The organism is Faecalibacterium prausnitzii (assembly GCF_049532945.1).
GTDB lineage: Bacteria > Bacillota > Clostridia > Oscillospirales > Ruminococcaceae > Faecalibacterium > Faecalibacterium prausnitzii_N.
Map to the genome: position 1 here is coordinate 1,615,124 of NZ_CP186691.1, position 23,961 is coordinate 1,639,084.

The 23,961-nt window shown below is 55.7% G+C and carries 24 protein-coding genes and 2 pseudogenes; 18 read left to right on the forward strand and 8 right to left on the reverse strand.

Translation table 11 applies throughout. The features are described from left to right. The first annotated feature begins 38 nt into the window (after window positions 1-38). Entirely contained in the window at window positions 39-416 is a 378-nt protein-coding gene (locus ACNQFG_RS08070; protein WP_423404512.1) for a hypothetical protein, read from the forward strand. Then, window positions 416-580, forward strand: coding sequence for a hypothetical protein (locus ACNQFG_RS08075; RefSeq protein ID WP_423404513.1), 165 nt, complete (start codon window positions 416-418; stop codon window positions 578-580). Before ACNQFG_RS08070 ends, ACNQFG_RS08075 begins: the two co-directional genes overlap by 1 nt. Before the next feature lie 200 nt (window positions 581-780). Here the strand turns inward: ACNQFG_RS08075 and ACNQFG_RS08080 are convergent, their stop codons facing one another. The 4 genes from ACNQFG_RS08080 to ACNQFG_RS08095 are packed head-to-tail and all read right to left on the reverse strand — an operon-like array spanning window position 781 to window position 2,100. Beyond that, window positions 781-1,026 (reverse strand): hypothetical protein, encoded by a 246-nt coding sequence (locus tag ACNQFG_RS08080; protein WP_302275161.1) that lies wholly within the window; start codon window positions 1,024-1,026, stop codon window positions 781-783. A 33-nt stretch (window positions 1,027-1,059) separates the two neighbouring features. After that, the gene (locus ACNQFG_RS08085; RefSeq protein ID WP_423404514.1) at window positions 1,060-1,242 is read right to left on the reverse strand and encodes a hypothetical protein; all 183 of its coding nucleotides are present in this window, start codon (window positions 1,240-1,242) and stop codon (window positions 1,060-1,062) included. Window positions 1,243-1,297: 55 nt separating this feature from the next. Then, window positions 1,298-1,882, reverse strand: coding sequence for a DUF3990 domain-containing protein (locus tag ACNQFG_RS08090; RefSeq protein WP_302275164.1), 585 nt, complete (start codon window positions 1,880-1,882; stop codon window positions 1,298-1,300). Next, a complete protein-coding gene (locus tag ACNQFG_RS08095; protein ID WP_302275165.1) occupies window positions 1,879-2,100 on the reverse strand; it encodes a DUF3791 domain-containing protein in 222 nt (73 codons plus the stop codon). The genes ACNQFG_RS08090 and ACNQFG_RS08095 overlap by 4 nt, the downstream gene beginning before the upstream one ends. A gap of 202 nt (window positions 2,101-2,302) precedes the next feature. Between ACNQFG_RS08095 and ACNQFG_RS08100 the strand changes: the two are divergent. From ACNQFG_RS08100 to ACNQFG_RS08125, 6 genes and pseudogenes are all read left to right on the forward strand, one after another. Continuing rightward, window positions 2,303-3,619: pseudogene (locus tag ACNQFG_RS08100) on the forward strand (phage tail tape measure protein); the annotation flags it as partial. Between the two features lie 386 nt (window positions 3,620-4,005). After that, window positions 4,006-4,959: an AAA family ATPase gene (locus tag ACNQFG_RS08105; RefSeq protein ID WP_423404515.1), complete on the forward strand. Its 954-nt coding sequence runs from the start codon at window positions 4,006-4,008 to the stop codon at window positions 4,957-4,959. A 9-nt stretch (window positions 4,960-4,968) separates the two neighbouring features. Then, window positions 4,969-6,024 carry a recombinase family protein gene (locus ACNQFG_RS08110; protein ID WP_423404516.1) on the forward strand — a complete coding sequence of 352 codons (1,056 nt, stop codon included), beginning with the start codon at window positions 4,969-4,971 and terminating at the stop codon, window positions 6,022-6,024. A 52-nt stretch (window positions 6,025-6,076) separates the two neighbouring features. Beyond that, window positions 6,077-6,919, forward strand: coding sequence for a hypothetical protein (locus ACNQFG_RS08115; protein WP_423404517.1), 843 nt, complete (start codon window positions 6,077-6,079; stop codon window positions 6,917-6,919). Beyond that, window positions 6,861-7,544, forward strand: a complete 684-nt coding sequence (locus tag ACNQFG_RS08120; protein ID WP_302275170.1) for a hypothetical protein — start codon at window positions 6,861-6,863, stop codon at window positions 7,542-7,544. The genes ACNQFG_RS08115 and ACNQFG_RS08120 overlap by 59 nt, the downstream gene beginning before the upstream one ends. Window positions 7,545-7,602: 58 nt before the next feature. After that, a complete protein-coding gene (locus ACNQFG_RS08125; RefSeq protein ID WP_423404518.1) occupies window positions 7,603-8,037 on the forward strand; it encodes a hypothetical protein in 435 nt (144 codons plus the stop codon). Between the two features lie 484 nt (window positions 8,038-8,521). Here the strand turns inward: ACNQFG_RS08125 and ACNQFG_RS08130 are convergent, their stop codons facing one another. The 3 genes from ACNQFG_RS08130 to aroF all read right to left on the reverse strand — a co-directional run bounded on the left by ACNQFG_RS08130 (window position 8,522) and on the right by aroF (window position 11,143). Further along, window positions 8,522-9,619, reverse strand: coding sequence for an FAD:protein FMN transferase (locus ACNQFG_RS08130; protein WP_423404519.1), 1,098 nt, complete (start codon window positions 9,617-9,619; stop codon window positions 8,522-8,524). Beyond that, complete coding sequence (locus tag ACNQFG_RS08135; RefSeq protein WP_423404520.1) at window positions 9,616-10,038, reverse strand: DUF3783 domain-containing protein; 423 nt, start codon at window positions 10,036-10,038, stop codon at window positions 9,616-9,618. The genes ACNQFG_RS08130 and ACNQFG_RS08135 overlap by 4 nt, the downstream gene beginning before the upstream one ends. A gap of 91 nt (window positions 10,039-10,129) precedes the next feature. Continuing rightward, a complete protein-coding gene (gene aroF, locus ACNQFG_RS08140; RefSeq protein ID WP_097775212.1) occupies window positions 10,130-11,143 on the reverse strand; it encodes a 3-deoxy-7-phosphoheptulonate synthase in 1,014 nt (337 codons plus the stop codon). A 461-nt stretch (window positions 11,144-11,604) separates the two neighbouring features. Between aroF and ybaK the strand changes: the two genes are divergently transcribed. From ybaK to ACNQFG_RS08180, 8 genes and pseudogenes are all read left to right on the forward strand, one after another. Beyond that, a complete protein-coding gene (ybaK, locus tag ACNQFG_RS08145) occupies window positions 11,605-12,087 on the forward strand; it encodes a Cys-tRNA(Pro) deacylase (protein WP_423404521.1) in 483 nt (160 codons plus the stop codon). A gap of 307 nt (window positions 12,088-12,394) precedes the next feature. Beyond that, complete coding sequence (locus ACNQFG_RS08150; RefSeq protein ID WP_097792673.1) at window positions 12,395-12,685, forward strand: hypothetical protein; 291 nt, start codon at window positions 12,395-12,397, stop codon at window positions 12,683-12,685. 83 nt (window positions 12,686-12,768) lie between these two features. Then, window positions 12,769-13,269: a 5-(carboxyamino)imidazole ribonucleotide mutase gene (purE, locus tag ACNQFG_RS08155; protein WP_423404522.1), complete on the forward strand. Its 501-nt coding sequence runs from the start codon at window positions 12,769-12,771 to the stop codon at window positions 13,267-13,269. Further along, complete coding sequence (gene purF / locus ACNQFG_RS08160) at window positions 13,269-14,747, forward strand: amidophosphoribosyltransferase (RefSeq protein ID WP_423404523.1); 1,479 nt, start codon at window positions 13,269-13,271, stop codon at window positions 14,745-14,747. Before purE ends, purF begins: the two co-directional genes overlap by 1 nt. Before the next feature lie 4 nt (window positions 14,748-14,751). Continuing rightward, a complete protein-coding gene (purM, locus tag ACNQFG_RS08165) occupies window positions 14,752-15,798 on the forward strand; it encodes a phosphoribosylformylglycinamidine cyclo-ligase (protein WP_423404524.1) in 1,047 nt (348 codons plus the stop codon). Continuing rightward, window positions 15,792-16,388, forward strand: a complete 597-nt coding sequence (gene purN, locus ACNQFG_RS08170) for a phosphoribosylglycinamide formyltransferase (protein WP_423404525.1) — start codon at window positions 15,792-15,794, stop codon at window positions 16,386-16,388. Before purM ends, purN begins: the two co-directional genes overlap by 7 nt. Before the next feature lie 120 nt (window positions 16,389-16,508). Then, a pseudogene (locus ACNQFG_RS08175) lies at window positions 16,509-17,317 on the forward strand (IMP cyclohydrolase). Between the two features lie 29 nt (window positions 17,318-17,346). Further along, entirely contained in the window at window positions 17,347-18,528 is a 1,182-nt protein-coding gene (locus tag ACNQFG_RS08180; RefSeq protein ID WP_097775217.1) for a phosphoribosylaminoimidazolecarboxamide formyltransferase, read from the forward strand. Here the strand turns inward: ACNQFG_RS08180 and ACNQFG_RS08185 are convergent. Continuing rightward, a complete protein-coding gene (locus ACNQFG_RS08185) occupies window positions 18,522-18,659 on the reverse strand; it encodes a hypothetical protein (protein WP_005944458.1) in 138 nt (45 codons plus the stop codon). The two genes, ACNQFG_RS08180 and ACNQFG_RS08185, sit on opposite strands and share 7 nt — an antisense overlap. Window positions 18,660-18,674: 15 nt before the next feature. Here ACNQFG_RS08185 and purD point away from each other — a divergent pair, with 15 nt between their 5' ends. Both purD and ACNQFG_RS08195 read left to right on the forward strand, forming a co-directional pair. Beyond that, window positions 18,675-19,976 (forward strand): phosphoribosylamine--glycine ligase, encoded by a 1,302-nt coding sequence (purD, locus tag ACNQFG_RS08190; protein WP_423404526.1) that lies wholly within the window; start codon window positions 18,675-18,677, stop codon window positions 19,974-19,976. A gap of 281 nt (window positions 19,977-20,257) precedes the next feature. After that, window positions 20,258-23,950, forward strand: coding sequence for a phosphoribosylformylglycinamidine synthase (locus ACNQFG_RS08195; protein WP_423404527.1), 3,693 nt, complete (start codon window positions 20,258-20,260; stop codon window positions 23,948-23,950). Window positions 23,951-23,961: the final 11 nt, after the last annotated feature.

Sequence of the window (23,961 nt, forward strand, 5' to 3'; positions counted from 1 at the left end):
GGCTCTGCCCTTTCTACATGAAATGGAGGATAAAGACTATGGCAGTTACGAAGAAAATCGAAATCGATGGTCAGATGGTGGAGTTCCGAGCCAGTGCAGCCGTTCCTCGTCTGTACCGCATCAAGTTTGGCCGGGACATCTATAAGGACCTGCAATCTCTGGAAAAGAGCGTGGGGGATAACGATGAGGAAAGCTCCAGCCTTGACCTGTTCAGTCTGGAGATGTTCGAGAATATTGCCTATATTATGGCGAAGCACGCCCATCCGGATCAGGTGCCGGACACCCCGGATGAGTGGCTGGAGAACTTCAACACCTTCTCCATCTACCAGATTCTGCCCCAGCTGATCGAACTGTGGGGCCTGAACGTGCAGACGGAGGTGGAGGCAAGAAAAAACCTCGCAAAAGTGAGCGGGTAATGACCACCCCGCTCTTCATGCTGCGCTGTGTGCAGCTCGATATCAGCATAGCCGACCTAGACTTGCTGACCATCGGGTTGGTCAATGACATGTTCACAGAGCGGCAGAACGATGAGTATCCGTATCAGGAGCTGGCATCGCAGGCTGACTTTGACCGGTTCTAACCAAACTTTCGTGCTTATATTGATTGCCAAATAAGCACGAAAGTTTGTGAGGATAAAGAAAAATCCCCCAGCCGTGCACAACTGGGGGAGAAAGAAGGTGACCCGAAGGTCATCTTCCCGGTCTCAGACCTCGCAAGGTTACTGAAACCTGATCGCGATTGAGTTATAGCAGATTGGGCGCAGATAATCAACCGAGTATTTTATGCAGAAGCAGAATCGGTGGGCTTGCGGGTATCTTCAAAGACATTGCGAAGGTAATCGGGTCCCTCCATCCAAAGACCAGTAGAGTAATCGAACAATTCCTTATAAGCGAGAGAGCTCGAAAACTCAAAGAACACCTGATTGAAGGAAACACCCGTTTCAGTGCAGTAATCTTCGAGCATTGCTCGCATGACAAGGTCGGCACACTCTTCACGTTGCGAGTCAGCAACAACTGTTTCGCTCATAAAGAATCTTTTCAGTATATGAATTTCTGATTTTTATGCGGTCTTTTTGGAATTGCAGTAGTCGTAGAGGTTCAGAAGATAATCGGAGCCTTCTTTCCAAATCTCTGTATCGAAATCAAAGAGGGCTTCATACGCACAGGAACTTGTGAAGCGAAGAAGAGCTTCTTCATAAGGAATCTTTTCTCGTGCAGCAAGCATCTCTACTGCCTCACGCATTGCAATTACAGCGCAGCATTCTTTTTGGGAATCTGTAGATGTATGGTTTGTAGCATTAACACAATTTGATGTCGCCATAACGGTCACTCCTTATGAATTCAAGATGATCAACGGCATCCTGAGTTCTGAAACAAAATTGATCCTTGAGACGGTTTGGTAAAAGTCTTTCAATAGTTTCTTTGTCTACTTTTGGATCACCGGGTTTTCCGAAAACTTCACCATTGATATAAATCTGAAGGGTACGGGCTGTCTGATCGTCGGCAATCTTTCCGCCGATGATATCAATCACGCTGTATTTTTTCAGTAGCTGCGGAAAGAGGTCTTTCTTTCGGTTGGCTGCCACGAAATGCAGCCATTCGATACTGGGCTCTTGAAAAAAGTAAGCGAGGATATTCGGGTCATAGTGAAATTTGTAGACTGAAATTTGCCCGTCCGCTGGGTCAAAGTCATCTGGTACAGCACTGATATGTTTTGCTTTACGAACGGAAAGCTGGACATAGTTATATGCCTGTTCATAAGACGAAGTTAAGTAAAAACCACGACCAAAATCAAGCCCGCCCATACAACGTCTTAAGTCAATGTTAGGAATACTGACATAGCTTCCGTGGTAAAGAAGCATGCCATCTTCGAGTCCTATCATACAGTGACACCTCGATTCTTGAGCAGGGTTTCGACATCATGCAAAGCGCATTCGTAACTGTTCAAATGAAGAATGTCGTAGCAATCAGCGATAAATCCAAGGATGTCGTATTTCTTGAATAGTTTGGCACAGTCACTGGGAGACATTTTCCATTTGGACTGAGCCATACGGAAAACCCAGCACTGCATATCGGCAATGTCGATGTTATATTCACTCATAGAGCGTACCTCCTTAGAATACAATTCCTCAATTTAAGTATAGCTCTTTTTCCGGCTCATATCAACGATAGAATTGTAAATTTTTAAGCCCACATAAAAAGTAACTCACGAGTTGCTTGCTTACGAGTATCATATTTCTCTCGGCCTATTCGCCTTGTGCGGATGGGTCTTTACTTATGCCCCGGAGGAGGTGGTTTTCCGCATGGCATCCAGAATCGCAGGCATCACCGTTGAGATCGGCGGCGATACTACAAAATTATCCAAGGCACTGGAAGGCGTTAACAAGTCCATTAAAACAACGCAGGCTGGGCTCAAGGATGTTAACAAGCTCCTGAAATTGGACCCCTCCAATACCGAGGCAGTTACCCAGAAGCAGCGGATGCTGAAGGATGCCATTGAAGCCACCAAGGAGAAACTCACCACCTTAAAGACTGCGGCAGAACAGGCCAACCAGCAGCTTGCAGACGGCAAGATCACGCAGGACCAGTACGATGCACTCCAACGTGAGATCGTGGAGACGGAGCAGAACCTCAAATCCCTGCAGGAACAGGCTGCTGTCACCAATACGACCCTTGCCAAGATCGATGCGGTGGGTGAAAAGCTCCAGACGGTCGGCTCTCAGGTCGAGGGTGTGGGTAAGAAGTTCCTGTCGGTTACGGCGGCGGTTACTGGCTTAGGCACAGCGGCGGTAAAGACCGCAGCAGACTTCGACCAGGAAATGAGCAAGGTCTCCGCTATTTCCGGTGCAACAGGGGATGACTTTGATCAGCTCCGTGCCAAAGCTCGTGAGATGGGTGCCAAGACAAAGTTCTCTGCCTCCGAAGCTGCCTCCGCTATGGAATACATGGCGATGGCCGGCTGGAAGACCGGGGATATGCTGGATGGTATCGAGGGCATCATGAACCTTGCTGCTGCATCCGGTGAGGACTTGGCGACTACCTCAGATATCGTCACGGATGCGCTGACTGCCTTTGGTTTGTCGGCTGCGGATTCCGGTCACTTTGCGGACATCCTCGCGGCAGCATCGTCCAATGCAAACACCAACGTCAGCATGATGGGCGAGACCTTCAAGTACTGTGCGCCTATCGCCGGTGCGCTGGGTTTCAGTGCAGAGGATACGGCGGAAGCCATCGGCCTTATGGCAAACTCCGGTATTAAGGCTTCGCAGGCTGGTACTTCTTTGCGCTCCATTATGAACAATCTTGCCGGCGAAGTGACCTTTGTGGGTAAGAACATCGGTGAGGTTACCATTGCTGCCAGCAATGCTGACGGCAGCATGAGAAGCCTGAACGACATTCTGGCAGACTGTCGTGTGGCATTCTCCGGCTTGACGGAATCCGAAAAGGCTGCCAATGCAGAATCGCTGGTCGGCAAGAACGCCATGTCCGGCTTCCTTGCCCTGATGAACTCCGGGGAAGGGGATATCAATAAACTCTGTGGTGCCATCGAAAACTGCGATGGTTCTGCGGAAAGCATGGCGGAAACCATGCAGGATAATCTGAACGGCCAGCTTACCATTCGATTCGAGCTAAAAAGGTTCTGCTCATATTGAGTCTATCTGCAAGGTCGTCCTGTGTAAGATGAGACTTGCTACGAAAAAATGCGATGCGTTTACCGAGCGCAAGGTAGTTTATAGGCATGGTCTTACCTCTAAACTGGCCCGCATAAGAACAAAGTAATTATTGCGCTGAAAGTGATACATAGCAAATTTCAAAAGTAAGGATGCAATTCTATACCTCCTGCGGTACTGCATCCTTAAAATAAAAAACTCGGAATTGTTATCTAACAGGTAACAATTTGAAAAACGTGTTGTCTGATGGGTAACAGTCAACTCGCCAGTGTAGATGTATAATAAAGCTGAAGAACTCTAGGAGTCACACAATACAGGAACGGGGATGGGGACGAGTGCAAGAAGGACTTTTGACTCTGTATAGCGAGGTTGAAGCGTCGCCGATCCACTGGCTTTGGTATCCGTACATTGCAATAGGAAAAATAACCTTGCTACAGGGTGATCCTGGCGACGGAAAGTCAACAATGATGATGAATCTGATTGCTGAAATAACCACGGGCGGTGCTTTTCCTGATGGCAAGCCATTGGAGCAACCGCAGAGGGTTATCTACCAGTGCTCAGAAGATGGGGTTGCAGATACGATTAAGCCCCGGCTGGAAGAACAAGGAGCAGACTGTAGCAAGGTGGCATTCATCAATGAGGAAGTTAACAGTGGGCTGACACTTGATGATGAACGTATCCGAGATGCGATTGTTGCATTTCGGCCTAGACTGGTTGTAATTGACCCAATTCAAGCATACCTTGCGAGCGACTCTGATTTGCAGATTTCAGGAAAAGCTAGGCGATTGATGCAGCACCTTGGAATGTGGGCGACTGCTTATGAATGTGCCATTGTGCTAATAGGGCACCTTAATAAAAAGAAAGGCATAAAAGGCTTGTATAGAAGTCTTGGGAGCATTGATGTTGTAGCAGCGGCAAGGAGTGTCTTGCAAATCGAGCGAGATGCAGAAAACCTGGATGTTCGTATCATCCACCAAATAAAAAACAGCTTAGGCCCAGATGGATCCAAAATCAGCTTCTCGATAACAGAAGATTATGGATTTCAGTGGCTGGACTCAGTATCTGAAAGCTGTGAAGAAAAACAGGATATAGAGTGTAAGACGAAAACGGAAGTGGCTTGCACCCTTCTAAAGCAATATCTTGTAAAAGGTGATATGGCATCAAAAGAAATTTATGAAAGGCTTGGAGAGGCAGGAATTAGCCGCAGAACCATAGCTGAGACAAAACGTGTGTTAGGAATACAGAGCTATAGAAAAATGCGCCAGTGGGACTGGACGCTTAAAGAATAAGGTGAAACCGTGAAGGAAAACAGTGGACAAGACCGTAAGCAGAAAATTCGTGATAAATATAAAGGCACAGATGTGTCTGAAATCGAAATAATCCCAGCAAAGCCTATTGTGGACTTTACAGAGAGCGGAGGAATTCGCCGGGTGGCGGCGTATGTTCGGGTTTCAACTGATAATGATGAACAGACCTTATCTTATGAACTTCAAAAGAATTATTATACAGAGTACATTACAGGGCACCCGGGATGGGAATTTGTTGGAATCTATGCGGATGAAGGTATAAGCGGAACATCTATTACGCACCGAAAGGGCATGCTTCAGATGATTGAGGACTGCAAAGCCGGAAAAATAGATTTAATCTTGACCAAGTCGATTGCTCGATTTGCAAGAAACATCGTCGATTGCCTTTCAGTTATTGATCTCCTGAAAAATCTTGAACCACCTGTAGGCGTTCAGTTTGAAGCAGACAACATCTATACGCTGGATAATAATGGCCGAATGATTTTGACGATTTTGGCCTCGGTTGCTGAAGAAGAATCGCATTCAAAATCGGTTATTATGAATTGGTCGATTGAGCGCCGCTTTAGGAAAGGACTGTTTTTAACACCAGAACTACTTGGCTACGACCGAGACGAAGAAGGCGACCTTATTGTCAACGATGACGAAGCTGAAACTGTAAAAGCAATCTACTATCTTTACCTAAATGGTGTATCTTTTTCTGAAATTGCAGAGTTGCTAAAAGCCTATAAACGCAAGACAAAGCAGGGAAGTTATGAGTGGAGCGCAAGCACACTTGCCGAGATTGTTGCAAATGAACGTCACTGTGGTGACATTAGGGCGTGGAAAACATTTACCCCTAATTTTTTGACACACAAGGCTAAAAAGAACAACGGTGAAAGAACGCAGTTTAGAAGAAAAAATCATCATGAAGCCATAGTATCTCGAACTGTATATGATGCGGCAAATTATCTTCGAGCATCTCGTTCCTATGCAAAAAAAAGCCAGACCTCTGCCCGTACTAAGTGTTGTCGACAATGGAATTCTTCGCGGCTATGTTCCACTGGATAAGGACTGGACCGGATTCTCAAAGGATGAATATCAAAAGGCATCTGAAAGTGTTATGAGCGAGTTGGAGAACATACGGCAGATAGAATATAAGGTCGGATTAGACATGCGTGGCTATGAGGTGGTTCGGTCTCAGTATTTTGCTACTATGAAAAACCCTGCGATGACAATAGCGGATGGAAAACTGGGCTTTAACACGTCCTGTCTCAAGAAATTTGAGAATGTGGAGTATGTAGAGCTGCTGCTGAATTCAGTGAACAGGTGTATTGCTGTCCGCCCGTGTGATCAGAATAATCCAAATGCAATTCACTGGGGAAGGTTGCGCGAAGGGCGGTGGTGCGCTCTATCTAAGTCGTGCCGTGGATTGGCGAAAACTCTGTTTGACATTATGGACTGGGACAAGGATTTGAAATATCGTTTCCGGGGTGACTTTATCGAGAAAGATGACCAAAAGGTTATACTGTTTCAACTGGACGAGCCTGAAATGGTAAAGACAGAGAACATTGTCCTTCCACCCAAAGATGCGGAATTCGATAACGAAGCGGAAATCACAGGGAGGACAGTTAAGCAGACTATTTACATTCTTCCTCCAGAATGGGAGAACACATTTGGAAGACAGATTACCAGCATCGCAGAGGTTAATCTACTGGAGCAGAGACATTATGCGGCTGATTGGGATGTTCTGCGACCAGCAAAGGAACTGGCAGAATACAGCGCACTGACTTCAGAAGACCTTGAAGAACTTTTATATGAAGCACGAACGATAATAGAAAGGTGGCCTATACCAGATGAGCACGGTACTGGAAAATCAACAGATGACGGAACTGAGGAATCAGCAGATGCTGCAACTGAGTGCGGAACAGATGTCGGAGCGGGAGCAGAGGAGAACGGAGATTGAGCAGACCTTTGATTACGATGGCTATCAGGTCGCACGACGGGAGCTTTTTACCCATCTCCGGGACCCGGCCATTATAATAAGGGGAGATAGCATCACGTTTAACACAGTATGCATTGCAGGACTGGAGGATGTGGTGTATATCAACATTATGTTTAACAGCGAATTAAAGCGGATTGTGGTCAAAGGCTGCAATGAAAATGACAGGGATGCTTTACGCTGGTGTGTCGCAAAGCCGGACAAGCGCAAAAGTCGGAAAATGTCCTGTCGGCTGTTTTCAGAGTTGCTTTATAAGGAAATGGACTGGTCTGGTGACTGCCGCTACAAAATCCTCGGATATCGGATTGAGTTCGAGGGTGAAGCCCTCTACGTGTTCGACCTTGTGGCCGCCGAGGTATTCCATGAGCGTAAGAAGAAGTCTGCTGATCATCAATCTACGACAGTAGTTGAAAAAAACAAAGAAGAACAGCCTGTGAATCCTCGAAAGGGTTACTACCCGGAGGATATCGCGGGTACCTTTGGCGTGCCGGTTGAGCAGCATCGCCAAGAGTCGGAGCTGAGGCAAATGGATGGTTTTGTCTCAGTTGGAATGCTTACGGGTATACCTGGACAGCAGCAAAATTTATAAAAATCGCTTTTTGGCACCAAGGGGGAAGTCTACCCTTTTTTAGGAAGGAGGAAAATTCATGCCAGCAGAGACGTGGCAGCAGAATATGCTAGGGATTACATTTCGCTATGCAGATGGACGCATTACGGTCTTTCGGAGTGCCCTTGAATCTATTGGGCGGCCTGAATTTTACCATTTCATCTACAATCCGACCAAGCAGACGTTTGCAATACAAGCGTGTGGGATGGACGCAGAAGGGGCCAATCGAGTCCCAAAGAAAAATCAGGATAACCGATATGAGATCAAAAGCAAGAATCTTGTGCGGCTGATTTATCAGAGCTGTGGCTTGGACAGAACAAGATCCTACCGGCTGCCGGGTGTCGAGTATCCGCAGCAGAGGCTCGTGAATTACGACTTGTGCCACGCCATTCCCATCTTCGAGGGAAAGATGGACAAAGAGAACGAAAGCACGCAGGAGCCAGCTCAGGCGGCTTCTGAGACAGAGAAATTCTGACTGTGAGAGTCCAGAGAAGAAACGGTTAGACTCCGTAGTCGCAGAGAAAACTAAATAGAAAATGCAGCAGCCCACCAGGTTGCTTTCCGACGAGCTGAGAGATCAGCCGGAAGGAAAGGTGACCCGGTGGGCTGCTTTTTGTGTTTTCTGGGAAGATTGCCTCGTGTCTGAAAGGGTGTTTATGCCTGACTGCACCTATTTCCTCGTGCCTGAATTGACGGAGCCGGGGAGAGGGGCAGAAGTCTGCCTCGTGTCTAAACGGATGTTTATTCCTGATGCCCCCCTGTCCTCGTGGCAAAATACTACATATTGACACGAAGAAATGGACGCACACTAAATGTGGTGGTTTGCTCTGCGACCAGCATTGAATTTTGTTTATGCCTGAAAGTACCGAGGGAATTTCCGATCTCGATGCTTTCCTTGCAGACGTTGATATGGTCGTTGTTTTAATTGAACCAGTTGAAAGAATTTACGTTGCAAGCCTTCATCCATTGGCCTTTTCATCCCATCCGCTGGATTTGATGATCTGCCCATCGGTGGTGCACCAGAGGGCCTCGACGCCGTCGAGGCTCTCGACGATGGCCTGGCCTTCTTCCAGCGGCTGGCAGAACAGGCCGGTGGTCAGGCAGTCGGCAAGGCCGGAGTCGCTGCACAGCACGGTCACGCCGTTAAAGTAGGCGGCGGGGAACAGGGTGTCCGGGTCGATCAGGTGGTGGTAGCGCACACCATCGACAAGATAGTAGCGCTGGTAGTCGCCGCTGGTGACGAGGGAGAGGTCGCTCATTTTGACAGCGGCCACCGAGGAGGAGCTGCCGGTGTAGACGTCCGAAGCGTTCCACGGGTCTTCCACACCGCCGACCCACTGGGAGCCGTCGGGCTTGGTGCCGATGGCGCGCAGATTGCCGCCCACGCTCACCAGAGCGCTGGTCAGGCCGCGGGCCTCGGCAGCCTGACACACCATTTCCACGGCGTAGCCCTTGCCCACGCTGCCCACATCCAGAGACATCTCCGGGTCGGTCAGGTAGACCGTTCGGGCGTCGTCATCGATGACGAGGTCGTGGATGTCGCAGTGCTGGGCGGCGGCATCCAGTTCGTCCTGCGTGGGCAGCTGGTTGTTGCTGTCGTCGGTGTCGGCGAGGGCAGCTTCGCGGTAATTATGCCAGATATTCAGCACGCTGCCCATGGCAATGTTCAGCTTGCCGTTGGTGGTCTGGTACATCTGGTCGGCCAGCTCCAGCATCCCCAGGATCTTGTCGTCCACGATCACGGGGGCAAGGCCGGCATTGTCGTTGATGGTCTTGACGTTGGTCACGCCGGGGTAGTCGTTGTAGATGTCGTAGAGCTTGTGATATTCCAGCAGGTCGGCGTGGAGAGCGTCCATCTGAGCGGCGAACTCCTCCTCGCTCTCGCAGTAGGCGATCACCTGGGTCACGGTGTCAAAGGCGTCATAGAACACGGTGGAGTAGCGCTGCGGGCCGTCGGCGGTGCTGCTGGAAGCGCCGGACGAAGCGGCACTGCCGCAGCCTGCCAGCAGGCTCAGGCAGAGCGCGGCAGACAGGAAAACAGACAGGATGCGTTTCATGCGTGGGCGGTCTCCTTTGCGGCGGTAAAGGCGGCGTGCTCCTCCTGCAGGTGGGCCAGCAGATCGCCGAACACCCAATTGCGGTTGGAGGGGGTGACAAGAGCCTTGAGCGGCACGGTCACCTGTGCCTGCTTCATCAGATCCAGCAGGGTGTCCACATCCTTCTCCTTGAAGTTGGCCAGAACCACTGCCGGCGGGTAGGCACCCGGCTCCAGCACCAGCGTGCGGGCGGCCTTGGTCTCCACCTCGCCCAGCAGCTGTGCCACGGTCTTGCCCGCATCGGCAGGGGAGACGAGCAGCAGCTTCATGCCAAAAGCAGGAGCCATGCCTTCCAGCTTGCCGCGGTCAGCGGGGGAAAGGTTCCAGCCCAGAATCAGCGGGACACCGGCGTTCTGGTTGCGTGCGATATGTGCTTTCATATAGAAACCTCTTTCAAAAAGATACTTTAGTATACCACAATTCCGGGCAAAGAAAAAGCGCTCTTGCGAAAAGAGCGCTTTTTCAAACCGTTCAGTTCAGCTTCTTGCCAAAGAACTCCACTTCTTTGCCGATGAACTGCATCAGCTCGTCGAACTGGTCGGGGGTCAGGCTCTGGGCACCGTCGCACTTTGCCTTGGCGGGGTTGTTGTGCACCTCGATCATCAGGCCGTCGGCACCGGCAGCAACAGCGGCCTTTGCCAGATCCGGCACCATCCATGCGTGGCCGCAGGCATGGCTGGGATCCACAATAACGGGCAGGTGGGTCATCTTGTGCAGCATCACCACACCGGCAAGGTCGAGGGTGTTGCGCATGCTGGTCTCAAAGGTGCGGATGCCGCGCTCGCAGAGGATGACGTTCTCGTTGCCCTCAGCCATGATGTACTCAGCGCTCATCACGAACTCTTCCAGCGTATTGGCAAGGCCGCGCTTGAGCAGCACCGGCTTCTTCTGACGGCCAACGGCCTTGAGCAGCTCAAAGTTCTGCATGTTGCGGGCACCCACCTGAATGAGGTCTACATTCTCGAACAGGGGCAGGTGCTCGGTGTTCATGATCTCGGTCACGATGGGAGCACCGGTGGCGCGGCGTGCCAGCTTGAGCAGGTCGAGGCCCTCGCTGCGCATACCCTGAAAGGAGTAGGGCGAGGTGCGGGGCTTGAATGCGCCGCCGCGCAGCAGGGAAGCACCCGCAGCCTTCACGCGCTGTGCGCAGTAGGTGATCTGCTCCTCGCTCTCAATGCTGCAGGGGCCTGCAATGACCGCAAAGTTTCCGCCGCCGATCTTTACGCCGTCCACATCGATCACGCTGTCGTCCGGGTGGAACTTGCGGTTGGCCTTCTTATAAGGCTCGGTCACGCGGCGGCAGGTCTCCACCACCGGGTTTGCCAGCACCCAGCTCTCGGCCACGGCCTTGGTGTCGCCGATCAGGCCCAGAATGTGGCTCTCACTGCCCTTGGAATCGTTGATCTGCAGGCCCATATCCTGCAGTTCGTGGCAGAACTCGCGTACCTGTACCTCAGGTGCGTTCTGTTTGAGTACGATGATCATGGTGGTGTCTCCTTTACCTTCTCACACGGTTTTGGGAACGGCACAGGAGACCGGCTCCGTTGCCGCGGCTTGTTTCATCAAACTTCAGTTTCCTGAAGCGTGAGCTTATCATATCACTTCAGTTTCCTGAAGTCAAGAGGCTTTTTGATATTTTTTGGGAAAAGTGGTAGAATAGAGCAGAACCCTCTCAGGCGCTAGCGCGCCAGCTCCCCCAAAGGGGGAGCCCTTGGCAGGTCGGGCAGGCTTGAGCGGGGCGAATAAAGCTTTGGATCTCAGAACATGCCGGGCTTCGCGACAGAGGCAAGCTGCTGCTGCCGATTTGGACAAGACCCGACTGCATGGGAGCCAAAGGCGATAGGCGATAAGAAGATTCTTGCCTGATCTGCTGAAAAGCTCCCCTGTCGGGGAGCTGTCGCCGTAGGCGACTGAGAGGGTAAGGATGTTATAGGGAGAACATGATTATGGGAAAAGAAGCAAAAACCAATGCCATGCGCATTCTGGAGCGGGCCAAGGTGGCCTATACGGCGCATGAGTATCCCCACGAGGAGGGCGTGGCCGTGGACGGCATCCATGTGGCCCAGAGCATGGGCGAAGACCCTGCCTGCGTGTATAAGACGCTGGTGACGCAGGGGGCCAGCCGGAATTATTTCGTCTTTGTCATTCCGGTGGCAGCAGAGCTGGATCTGAAAGCCGCTGCCCGCAGTGTGGGCGAAAAAAGCGTTGCCATGATCCATGTGGCCGATATCAACAAGGTCACCGGCTATGTGCGCGGTGGCTGCAGCCCGGTAGGCATGAAAAAGCAGTATAAGACTGTGTTCGATGAGAGCGTGCTGACGCAGGAGAAGGTCTATGTCTCCGGCGGGCGCATCGGCACGCAGGTGTGCTGTGCCCCGGCGGACCTCATCAAGGCGGCACGGGCCACGACGGCGCATATTATTTTTTGAGAAACCCTCTCAGCCGCCTGTGGCGGCAGCTCCCCCATAGGGGGAGCCATTGGCAGACCGGGCAGGTTTGCACGTTGTCGCCTTACGGCTCCCACGCAGCAGGGCCTTGTTCTCATTGGCAGCAGCTGCCAGCCTGAACAGCGAAGCCCGCCGCCTTCCGGCAGGATGAGCCTGCGCGGTCAGTAGAGCCAAAACCGGCTCGCCAGTGGCTCTCCCTTTGGGAGAGCTGTCGAGCGCAAGCGAGACTGAGAGGGTTTGTCCCCCTAAAATATATTCCACAAATAAGTCATACTTAAAAAGAAAAACAATGTCGAAACTGCACAAAACTTTTGAAAGTTTTTTGGAGCAAGAGAACACAAGGGAGAATTTGCCCAAACACCCTTTGCAAAGCGGATTTTTTGCCGTAAACTGTATGTATCAGAAGGACGGTGCGGCGCAGAGCGCACCGTTCCAGAGGATGGAACAGGGAATCCCCGCAGAGAATTTGGAGGAATACGGAATGCTGGAACTGCTGCTTGGAACCATTCGCCGTCTGTGTGCGACTGGATACCAGGGCATCCGTGTAACCTCATGCGGGCGTGTTCTGCACAGACCGTAGGATCAAAAGGCCGTGGTGTAGCTGCATCACAGCCTTTTTTGTTTGCACGGAGTCTGGAAAGAGAGAAAGAGAGGCTCGGAAATATGGTTCGTAAAGTGGCTGTGATCATGGGTTCTGACAGCGATTGGCCGGTGGTAAAGGGCGCATGTGCCCAGCTGAAAGCGCTGGACATCCCTTTTGAGGCGCACATCCTTTCGGCACACCGCACCCCTGCCGAGGCAGCGGAGTTTGCCCGGAACGCGAAGGCCAACGGCTTCGGCGTGATCCTGTGCGCAGCAGGCATGGCAGCACATCTGGCGGGTGTCTTTGCTGCCAACACCACCCTGCCGGTGATCGGCATTCCCATGAAGGGCGGTGCCATGGACGGCATGGATGCCCTGCTTGCCACGGTGCAGATGCCCAGCGGCATCCCGGTGGCAACGGTGGCTCTGAACGGTGCCAAGAACGCCGCATGGCTGGCTGCGGAGATCCTGGCCCTCAGCGACGATGCGCTGGCCGGGAAGCTGGACGCTGAGCGCGCTGCCATGGCGCAGCAGATCGCGGCCAAGGAACAGAAACTTCAGAAAGAAATTGAGGAACTCTAATGTCTGATTTTGCATATCCGCTGCACGAAGAATGCGGCGTTTTCGGCATTTACGACCGTGCCGGTACCGAGGATGTGGCCGCTGCGGCCTACTCGGCTCTGTATGCCCTGCAGCACCGTGGTCAGGAGAGCTGCGGCATCGCCGTGAACGATGATGGCGTGATCAACGGCCACCGCGACCTCGGCCTTGTGAACGAGGTGTTCACCCCGGCGGTGCTGGCGTCGGTGTCCAGCCCCACGGCCCACATGGCCACCGGCCATGTCCGCTATGCCACCGCCGGAAGCCGTGTGCGCGCCAATGCACAGCCCATGATCGTGCGCCATGGCCGCGGCACCATGGCACTGTGCCACAACGGCAACCTGACCAACGCCATCGAGCTGCGCCGCCAGCTGGAAAATGAAGGTGCCATCTTCCACGGCTCCTCCGATACCGAGGTGATCTGCTACCTGATCACCCGCAACCGCCTGCGCATGGGCAGCATCGAGACCGCCATCAGCAAGACGATGGATGTGCTGGAAGGTGCCTACAGTCTGGTGATCATGTCCGCTACCAAGCTGATCGCCGTGCGCGACCCCCGCGGCTATCGGCCCCTGTGCATCGGCACCCTGCCCGGCGGCGGCTACGTATTTGCCAGCGAGAGCTGTGCGCTGGATGCCGCTGGTGCCACTCTGCTGCGGGATGTGGAGCCCGGCGAGATCGTGGTAGCAGACGCAAAAACCGGCGAGCTGCGCAGCATCAAGGATCACTGTGGTCGGCCGGACACCCAGATGTGCGTGTTCGAGTTCATCTATTTCTCCCGCCCGGACAGCATCATCGAGGGCAGCTCGGTGCACGAGGCCCGCAAGCAGGCAGGCCGGTTCCTTGCACAGGAACACCCCGTGGAAGCGGACGTGGTCATCGGCGTGCCGGATTCCGGTCTGGATGCAGCTCTCGGCTACTCACAGGAGAGCGGCATCCCCTATGGCATCGGCTTTATTAAGAATAAGTACATCGGCCGCACCTTCATTCAGGGCAGCCAGAAGCAGCGCGAGAACAGCGTGCGCATCAAGCTGAACGTCGTTTCCAGCACGGTCAAGGGCAAGCGCGTGGTGCTGGTGGATGACTCCATCGTGCGCGGCACCACATCTGCCCGCATCATCAAGCTGCTGCGGGATGCCGGTGCCACCGAGGTGCACTTTATGGTGTCGGCACCGCCGTTCAAGTACCCCTGCTACTTCGGCACTGACATCCCGGATCAGAAACTGCTGGTGGCCACCGGCCGCACGGTCGAGCAGATCAATGAAGTGATCGGGGCCGATACGCTGGGCTACCTTTCCACTGAGCATGTTGTCCAGCTTACAAAGAACGCAAAATGCGGATTCTGCACCGCCTGCTTTACCGGCGAATATGCCGTGAAGCCGGACGAGGTGCTTTCCACCGATATTCACGAACGCCACCTGAACGACCGTCCCAAGGACGAGAAAAAGTTAGGAGAGTAAGACCATGGAAAAAAGCTATTCTGAAAGCTATGCAGCCGCCGGTGTGGATATCACCGCCGGTTATCGCTCTGTTGAACTGATGAAGCAGTATGTGGCCCGCACCATGAACGAGCACTGCATTGGCGGTCTGGGCGGCTTTGGTGGCCTGTTTGAGCTGGACTGCACCGGCTACAAGCACCCGGTGCTGATCTCCGGCACCGACGGCGTGGGCACCAAGCTGAAAATTGCCATGATCATGGACAAGCACGATACCATCGGCATCGACTGCGTGGCTATGTGCGTGAACGATGTCATCTGCGCCGGTGCAAAGCCGCTGGTGTTCCTGGATTACATCGCCTGCGGCCGCAACATTCCCGAGAAGATCGCCGAGATCGTCAAGGGCGTGGCCGAGGGCTGCGTGCAGGCCGACTGCTCTCTGGTGGGCGGCGAGACTGCCGAGCACCCGGGCATGATGCCGGAGGAGGAGTACGATCTGGCCGGTTTCACCGTGGGTGTCGTGGATAAGGAAAAGATCCTGAGCAATGAGACCATGGCAGCCGGTGATGTGATCCTTGCCCTGCCTTCCACCGGTGTGCACTCCAACGGTTTCTCGCTGGTGCGCAAGATCTTTGACATTGACGCAAACCCCGATGTGCTGCACACCAAGCCGGAAGAGCTGGGCGGCAAGACCCTGGGCGAGGCCCTGCTGGCTCCCACCAAGATCTACGTAAAGCCTGTGCTCAAGGTACTGGAAGAGGTGGATGTGAAGGGCATTTCCCACATCACCGGCGGTGGCTTCTACGAGAACATCCCCCGCAGCCTGAAAAAGGGCTGCTGCGCACGCATCAACAAGGCAGATGTCCGCACCCCGGCTCTGTTCCAGCTGATGCAGAAGACCGGCAATATCTCCGAGCACGATATGTTCAACACCTTCAACATGGGCGTTGGCATGGTGCTCACCGTCCCCGCAGAGCAGGCCGACAAGGCACTGGACATCCTGCACGCAAACGGTGAGCCGGAAGCTTACCGTCTGGGTGTTATTGCAGAAGGTGAGGGCGTGGAGCTGTGCTGAACATTGCAGTTTTAGTCTCCGGCGGCGGCACCAACCTGCAGGCTCTGCTGGACAGCGAAGCCCGTGGCGAGAACCCCAACGGCAGGATCACCCTTGTGGTGGCCTCCAAGCCCGGTGTCTATGCGCTGGAGCGCGCCGCAAAGGCCGGTGTGGAAGGCTGCGTGGTGCGCCGCAAGGATTACCCGAACAGCGAAGAGTTCGACGCAGCTCTGCTGAAGACGTTGAAAGACCACAACATCGATCTGGTGGTGCTGGCAGGCTTTCTGTCCGTGCTGGGGCCCAGTGTCATTGAAGCGTATCCCCGCCGAATCCTGAATGTGCACCCGGCACTCATCCCGTCTTTCTGCGGGCCTGGCATGTACGGTCTGCGTCCGCATGAGGCGGCTCTGGCCCGGGGCTGCAAGGTGACCGGTGCCACCGTCCACTTCGTGAACGAAGAGTGTGACGGCGGGCCCATCCTGCTGCAGAAGGCCGTGGACATCCTGCCCGGCGACACCCCCGAGGTGCTGCAGAAGCGTGTGATGGAGCAGGCCGAGTGGAAGCTGCTGCCTAAGGCCGTGGCTATGGTGTGCAGCGGAGAAATCGAGTGAAAACTCCTTCCGTCACGCCTGACGGCGTGCCACCTCCCTCAAGGAGGGAGGCAAGGCTCCCTCTCCGAGGGGGCTGTCGCCGCAGGCGACTGGGGGAGTTCCGTAATAGGAGTATTTGACATGGAAAAGATCAACCTGAACGAGTATCTGGCATCCAACGAGTATCCCGGCCGCGGCATTGCTGTGGCAATGGCTCCGGATGGCCGCCAGATGTTCATTGGCTACTTTATCATGGGCCGCAGTGAGAACAGCCGCAACCGCGTGTTTGACCCCGTGCCCGAGCGCGGCGGCATCTGCACCATCGCAGCGGACCCCGCAAAGCTGGAGGACCCCAGCCTCATTATTTACAATCCGGTGCTGACGCTGGGCAAGACCCATATCGTGACCAACGGCGACCAGACCGATACCATTTATGACCTGATGAGTCAGGGCAAGAGCTTTGCCGATGCCCTGCGCACCCGCACCTTTGAGCCGGACGGCCCCAACTACACCCCCCGCATCTCCGCTGTGGTGTACGCCGACGGCAGCTATCAGATGAGCATTCTCAAGTCTGCGGACGGCAATGGCGACAGCGTGCAGCGCTATTTCTTTGATTACCCGCAGCCCGTTGCAGGCGAGGGCCATTTCATCAGCACCTACAAGCACAACGGAAATCCCATCCCCAGCTTTGAGGGTGAGCCGCTGCGCTTTGCCTGCCCCCGCACCATCGGCGATTTTGCACAGGGTCTGTGGAGAGCAGCCTGAACCCGGACAACAAGGTGAGCCTGTTTGCCCGGGTCATTGATCTGGACTCCGGCGAGACCGGCGACATGATCTTTAACAAGTACGATGCCGTGTGCAGCGATCTGGACGACCCCGAAGAGCCGGAGCTGCTGCCCGAAGAGCTGGAACTGCTCAAAAAGCTTGACGCAGAGGAAAAACAGGACTAAAACAATAGAGAAATAAGGAGGATGCACCAATGAACGAACTGGCACTGAAGTACGGCTGCAACCCCAACCAGAAGCCCAGCCGCATTTATATGGAAGATGGCTCTGACCTGCCGGTCACTGTGCTGAACGGCAAGCCCGGCTACATCAATTTTCTGGACGCGCTCAACTCCATCCAGCTGGTCAAGGAGTTGAAAGCTGCCTGTGGTCTGCCCGCAGCAGCTTCCTTCAAGCACGTTTCCCCGGCAGGCGCAGCGCTGGGGCTGCCCCTGACCGATGTGGAACGCAAAATGTACCACATTGCCCCGGATATGGAGCTGTCGCCGCTGGCAAATGCCTACGCCCGTGCACGCGGTGCGGACCGCATGTCCTCCTTTGGCGACTGGATCGCCCTTTCGGACATCTGCGATGTGCCCACCGCAAAGCTGATCCAGCACGAGGTGTCCGACGGCATCATCGCCCCGGGCTACGAGCCGGAGGCACTGGCTATCCTGTCCGGCAAGAAAAAGGGCAACTACAACGTAGTCGCCATCGACCCGGCCTACAAGCCCGCTCCCATCGAGCACAAGCAGGTGTACGGCATCACCTTTGAGCAGGGCCGCAACGAGCTGGTCATCAACGCCGACACCATGCTGAACAACTGGGTCACCGAGAACAAGGATGTGACCGAAGAGCAGAAGCGTGATCTGGTCATTGCACTCATCACCCTGAAGTATACTCAGTCCAACAGCGTGTGCTACACCTACCACGGCCAGACCATCGGCGTGGGCGCAGGCCAGCAGAGCCGCATCCACTGCACCCGTCTGGCAGGCCAGAAGGCCGACAACTGGCAGCTGCGCCACATGGATAAGGTGCTCAACCTGCCCTTCCGCGACGATGTGGCAAAGCCCAACCGCGACAACGCCATTGATGTTTACATCGGCGATACGCCCGAGGATGTGATTGGCGACGATGTGTGGGCCGAGACCTTTACCGAGCAGCCCGCCCCGCTGACCGCTGAGGAAAAGAAGGAATATCTGAGCAAAGTGACCGGCGTGTGCCTTGGCTCGGATGCTTTCTTCCCCTTCGGCGACAACATCGAGCGTGCCCGCCGCTCCGGCGTGACCGCCATCGTGCAGCCCGGCGGCTCCATCCGCGACCAGCAGGTCATTGACACCTGCAACAAGTACGGCATCGCAATGGCCTTCTGCGGCCTGCGGCTGTTCCATCACTGATAGTACGGCACAGCGGAAGCTTCCTCCTCGGACACGAATCGGGCCATTCCATCGCCCGCCCTGCGGCCTGCGGCGGCAGGGTCCCACCCCAGCGGACGGTCCTCGGAGAAACTTCCGCCGTGCCGATGCATAGAGAAGGTGCAATTATGAAGAAAAAAATTCTGGTTGTCGGCGGCGGTGGCCGCGAGCACGCCATCATCAAGGCACTGAAAAAAAGCCCTGACTGCGGCGAGATCTGGTGCGCACCCGGCAACGGCGGCATCAGCTATGACGCAAAGTGCAAAAACATCAAGTCTACCGATGTGGACACCATGGTGGGCTTTGCCGTAGAAGAAAAGTTCGATTACGTTGTGGTGGCGCAGGACGACCCGCTGGCTCTGGGCATGGTGGATGCGCTGGCAGCAGTGGGCATCCCGGCCTTTGGCCCGGATAAGGCCGCTGCCCGCATCGAGGCCTCCAAGGTGTTCTCCAAGGACCTGATGAAGAAATACGGCATCCCCACCGCAAAGTACGAGACCTTTGACGACCCCGCCAAGGTCATGGAGTACATCAAGGCCGAGGGCAAGTACCCGGTGGTCATCAAGGCCGACGGTCTGGCACTGGGCAAGGGCGTGCTCATCTGCGAAAACGAGCAGCAGGCTGCGGACGGCGTGAAGGAGATCATGCTGGATAAGAAATTCGGCGCATCCGGCAACCATGTGGTGGTGGAGGAATTCCTCACCGGCCCCGAGGTCAGTGTGCTGAGCTTTACGGACGGCAAGGTGGTCAAGCCCATGGTGTCCAGCATGGACCACAAGCGTGCCAACGACCACGACACCGGCCTGAACACCGGCGGCATGGGCACCATTGCTCCCAACCCCTACTACACCCCGGAAGTGGCCGCTGAGTGCATGGAGAAAATTTTCCTGCCCACCATCAAGGCCATGAACGCCGAGGGCTGCCCCTTCAAGGGCTGCCTCTACTTCGGCCTGATGCTTACCCCGGACGGCCCGAAGGTCATCGAGTACAACTGCCGCTTTGGTGACCCGGAGACGCAGGTGGTGCTGCCCCTGCTGGAAGGCGACCTGCTGCACATCATGCAGGCCTGCACCAACGGCACGCTGGCCGACACCGAGGTCCGGTTCTCGGACGGTGCTGCCGCCTGCGTCATTCTGGCTTCCGGCGGCTATCCCGTCCAGTATGAAAAGGGCAAGCCCATCTCCGGCCTGACCAACGGCCAGCTGGCAGGGGAGGAGAACATCACCGTCTACCACTCCGGCACCGCCATCACCGAGGACGGCGCCCTTGTCACGGCCGGCGGCCGTGTGCTGGGTGTCACCGCTACGGCACCCCGGCTGACCGCCGCCGTCACCCAGGCTTATGCGGCAGCCGAGAAAATCTCCTTCGAAAAGCTGCACAAGCGGACGGATATCGGTCTGCGGGCCCTGAAGGCGATCGCAGAAGGGTAAGCCCTCTCAGGCGCTTGCGCGCCAGCTCTCCCGGAGGGAGAGCCATTGGCATATCGGGCAGGTCTGCGCGTTGTCGCCAGTGGCTCTCATGCAGCCGGGCCTTGTCCCGATTGGCAGCAGTTGCTGACCTCTGTCGCGGAGCCCGAACGTTTGGGTTAAATAAAGCGTGATTCATCCAGCAGTTTCAAGACCGTCCTGCCAATGCCTCGCCCTTTGGGAGAGGTGGCAGCGCGCCAGCGCTGACGGAGAGGGTGAGTCACTGAAAGAGAGGATAAATTCCTATGGTCTATCGTATTTATGTGGAAAAAAAGCCCGGCTTCGATGTGGAAGCCGAGGGGCTGAAGAATGAACTGGTGTCGCTGCTGGGCGTGTCTGGCCTGACCGGTCTGCGTCTGCTGAACCGCTACGACGTGGAAGGCATCGACGAAGAACTGTTCAACCAGTGTGCAAACACCGTGTTCAGTGAGCCGCCGGTGGATAACACCTATGCCGAGCTGCCCGTCAGCGACGGCGTGTCCTTTGCAGTGGAGTATCTGCCCGGCCAGTTCGACCAGCGCGCAGACTCCGCTGCTGAGTGCATCCAGCTCATCAGTCAGGGCGAGCGCCCGCTGGTGCGCTCTGCCCGCGTCTATCTGCTGGAAGGCACCCTGACCGACGAGCAGGTGGCCGAGATCAAGAAATACGTCATCAACCCGGTGGAGGCCCGCGAGGCAAGCCTGGAAAAGAAGGATACCCTGAAGATGGAGTACCCCATCCCCAGCTCCGTGGCGGTGCTGGAGGGCTTTAACCAGCTGGACGAAGAGCAGCTGAAAAAGTTCATTGCGGACAACGGCCTTGCCATGGATCTTGGCGATATCGAGTTCTGCCAGAAGTATTTCCGCTCGGAGCACCGCGACCCCACCATCACCGAGATCAAGATGATCGACACCTACTGGTCCGATCACTGCCGCCACACCACCTTCGGCACCATTCTGGACGATGTGCAGATCGACGATGCCGTGGTGCAGAAGGCCTTTGACCGCTACATGGCCATGCGCGCCGATCTGGGCCGCGAGAACAAGCCTCGCTGCATGATGGATCTTGCCACCATCGGTGCCAAGGAGCTGAAGAAGCAGGGCATCCTGAAAAATCTGGACGAGTCCGACGAGATCAACGCCTGCACCGTCAAGATCAAGTGCGATGTGAACGGCAAGGACGAGGACTGGCTGTTCCTGTTCAAGAACGAGACCCACAACCACCCCACCGAGATCGAGCCCTTCGGCGGTGCAGCTACCTGCATCGGCGGTGCTATCCGTGACCCGCTGTCCGGCCGCAGCTACGTCTATCAGGCCATGCGCGTTACCGGCGCAGGCGACCCGCTCAAGCCGGTCAGTGAGACGTTGCCCGGCAAGCTGCCCCAGCGCAAGCTGGTGACCACTGCTGCCGCAGGCTATTCCTCCTACGGCAACCAGATCGGCCTTGCTACCGGTCAGGTGGATGAGATCTACCACCCCGGCTATGTGGCAAAGCGCATGGAGATCGGTGCCGTTGTAGGCGCTACTCCCGCTTCCCACGTCCGCCGCGAGTGCCCCGCCCCCGGCGATGTCATCGTGCTGCTGGGCGGCCGCACCGGCCGTGATGGTGTGGGCGGTGCTACTGGTTCTTCCAAGGCCCACAAGCTGGACAGCCTTGAGCACTGCGGTGCCGAGGTGCAGAAGGGCAACGCTCCCATCGAGCGCAAGCTGCAGCGCCTGTTCCGCCGCGAGGATGCCTGCAGGATGATCAAGCGCTGCAACGACTTTGGTGCAGGCGGTGTGTCCGTTGCCATCGGTGAGCTGGCCGACGGCCTGTACATCGACCTGAACAAGGTCACCAAGAAGTACGAGGGTCTGGACGGCACCGAGCTGGCTATCAGCGAGAGCCAGGAGCGCATGGCTGTGGCGCTGGCCCCCGAGGACGTGGACAAGTTCATTGCCCTCGCCAACGAAGAGAACCTTGAGGCCACTCCGGTGGCAAAGGTAACGGCTGAGCCCCGCCTGAACATGGTGTGGAACGGCATGTCCATCGTGAACATCAGCCGCGAGTTCCTGAACTCCAACGGTGCCGAGAAGCACCAGAAGGTCCATGTGGAAAAGACCACGGTCTGGCAGCCCCAGTGGGAGGGCCTGACCTTCAGCCAGAAGATGAAGAACATGGTGGGCGATTTGAACATCTGCAGCAAGAAGGGCCTGTCTGAGCGGTTCGACTCCACCATTGGTGCCGCCACCGTGCTCATGCCCTTTGGCGGTGCCTATCAGCTGACCCCGCAGAACGCCATGGTGGCAAAGCTGCCGGTGGACGGCGAGACCAGCACCTGCTCCGGCATGGCATGGGGCTTCAACCCCTTCCTGATGAGCGCAGACCAGTACAAGGGCGCTCAGATGGCTGTCATCGAGAGCGTTACCAAGCTGGTGGCCTCCGGCTTCCGCTATGAGGATGCTTACCTCACCTTCCAGGAATATTTCGAGCGTCTGGGCACCGCCCCGGAGCGCTGGGGCAAGCCGCTGGCCGCTCTGCTGGGTGCACTGGATGCTCAGATGGGTCTGGGCATTGCATCCATCGGCGGCAAGGACAGTATGTCCGGCTCCTTTGAAAAGCTGGATGTGCCTCCCACGCTGGTCTCCTTTGCAACCGCCATCGGCAAGGCAAGCAAGGTGGTCTCCACCGAATTCAAGAAGCCGGAGAGCACGGTGGTGCTGGTACGGCCCATCATCGACCCCGAGACCGGCTGCCCCAACTTCTTCTCCCTGAAGGCCAACTACAAGATCGTGGAGGACATGATCGAAGAGGGTATGGTGGCATCCGCCTGCTCTGTGGGTTACGGCGGCATTGCCGAGGCTCTGTTCAAGATGGGCCTTGGCAACCACATCGGCTTCAAGATGCGTGCGGATAAGACCACCCATGAGATGTTCCAGCCCATGTACGGCTCCATCGTTCTGGAAATGGTGTCCGATTCGCCCGCCGGTGAGATCCTGGGCGAGACCACCAAGGAATACGTCTTTGAAGCCTGCGGCGAAAAGCTGGATATGGCCCAGCTGCAGGAGATCTGGGAAGGCAAGCTGGAGCCGGTGTACCCCTACCGCAAGGCAGGCCCCACCGTGGAAAAAATCAACGGCAAGCTGACCGCACCCGCCGCACCCAAGATCGGTGTGGCAAAGCCCAAGGTCATCATTCCGGTGTTCCCAGGCACCAACTGCGAGTACGACACCGCCAAGGCCTTTGCCCGCGCCGGTGCCGACCCGGAGATCCTGGTCATCCGCAACCTGACCCCCGCCGACGTGGCCGAGAGCTGCAAGGCACTGGTCAAGGCCATCGATAACAGCCAGATCGTCATGCTGCCCGGCGGCTTCTCCGGCGGCGACGAGCCGGACGGCAGCGCAAAGTTCATTGCCTCCTTCTTCCGCAACCCGGAAGTCACCGAGGCGGTGCGCCGTCTGCTGCAGCAGCGCGACGGCCTGATGCTGGGCATCTGCAACGGCTTCCAGGCCCTCATCAAGCTGGGTCTGGTCCCCTACGGCGATATCCGCCCCATCACTCCCTATGACCCCACCCTGACCTTCAACACCATTGGCCGCCACCAGAGCATGCTGGTGCGCACCCGCATTGCATCCACCGGCAGCCCGTGGCTCTCCAAGTGCGAGGTGGGCGAACAGTTCACCGTTGCCATCAGCCACGGCGAGGGCCGTTTCGTGGCTCCGCAGGAGGTGCTGGACACCCTCATGAAGAATGGTCAGATCGCCACCCAGTATGTGGACATCGAGGGCAACCCCACCATGGATCAGAGCTATAACCCCAACGGCTCTGTGCTGGCGATCGAAGGCATCACCAGCCCGGATGGTCGTGTGTTCGGCAAGATGGGCCACTCGGAGCGCAGCGGCGAGTACCTGTACAAGAACGTTACCGGTGACAAATATCAGCCGATCTTTGAGGGCGGCGTGGACTATTTCAAGATTTGATGGTAGAATAG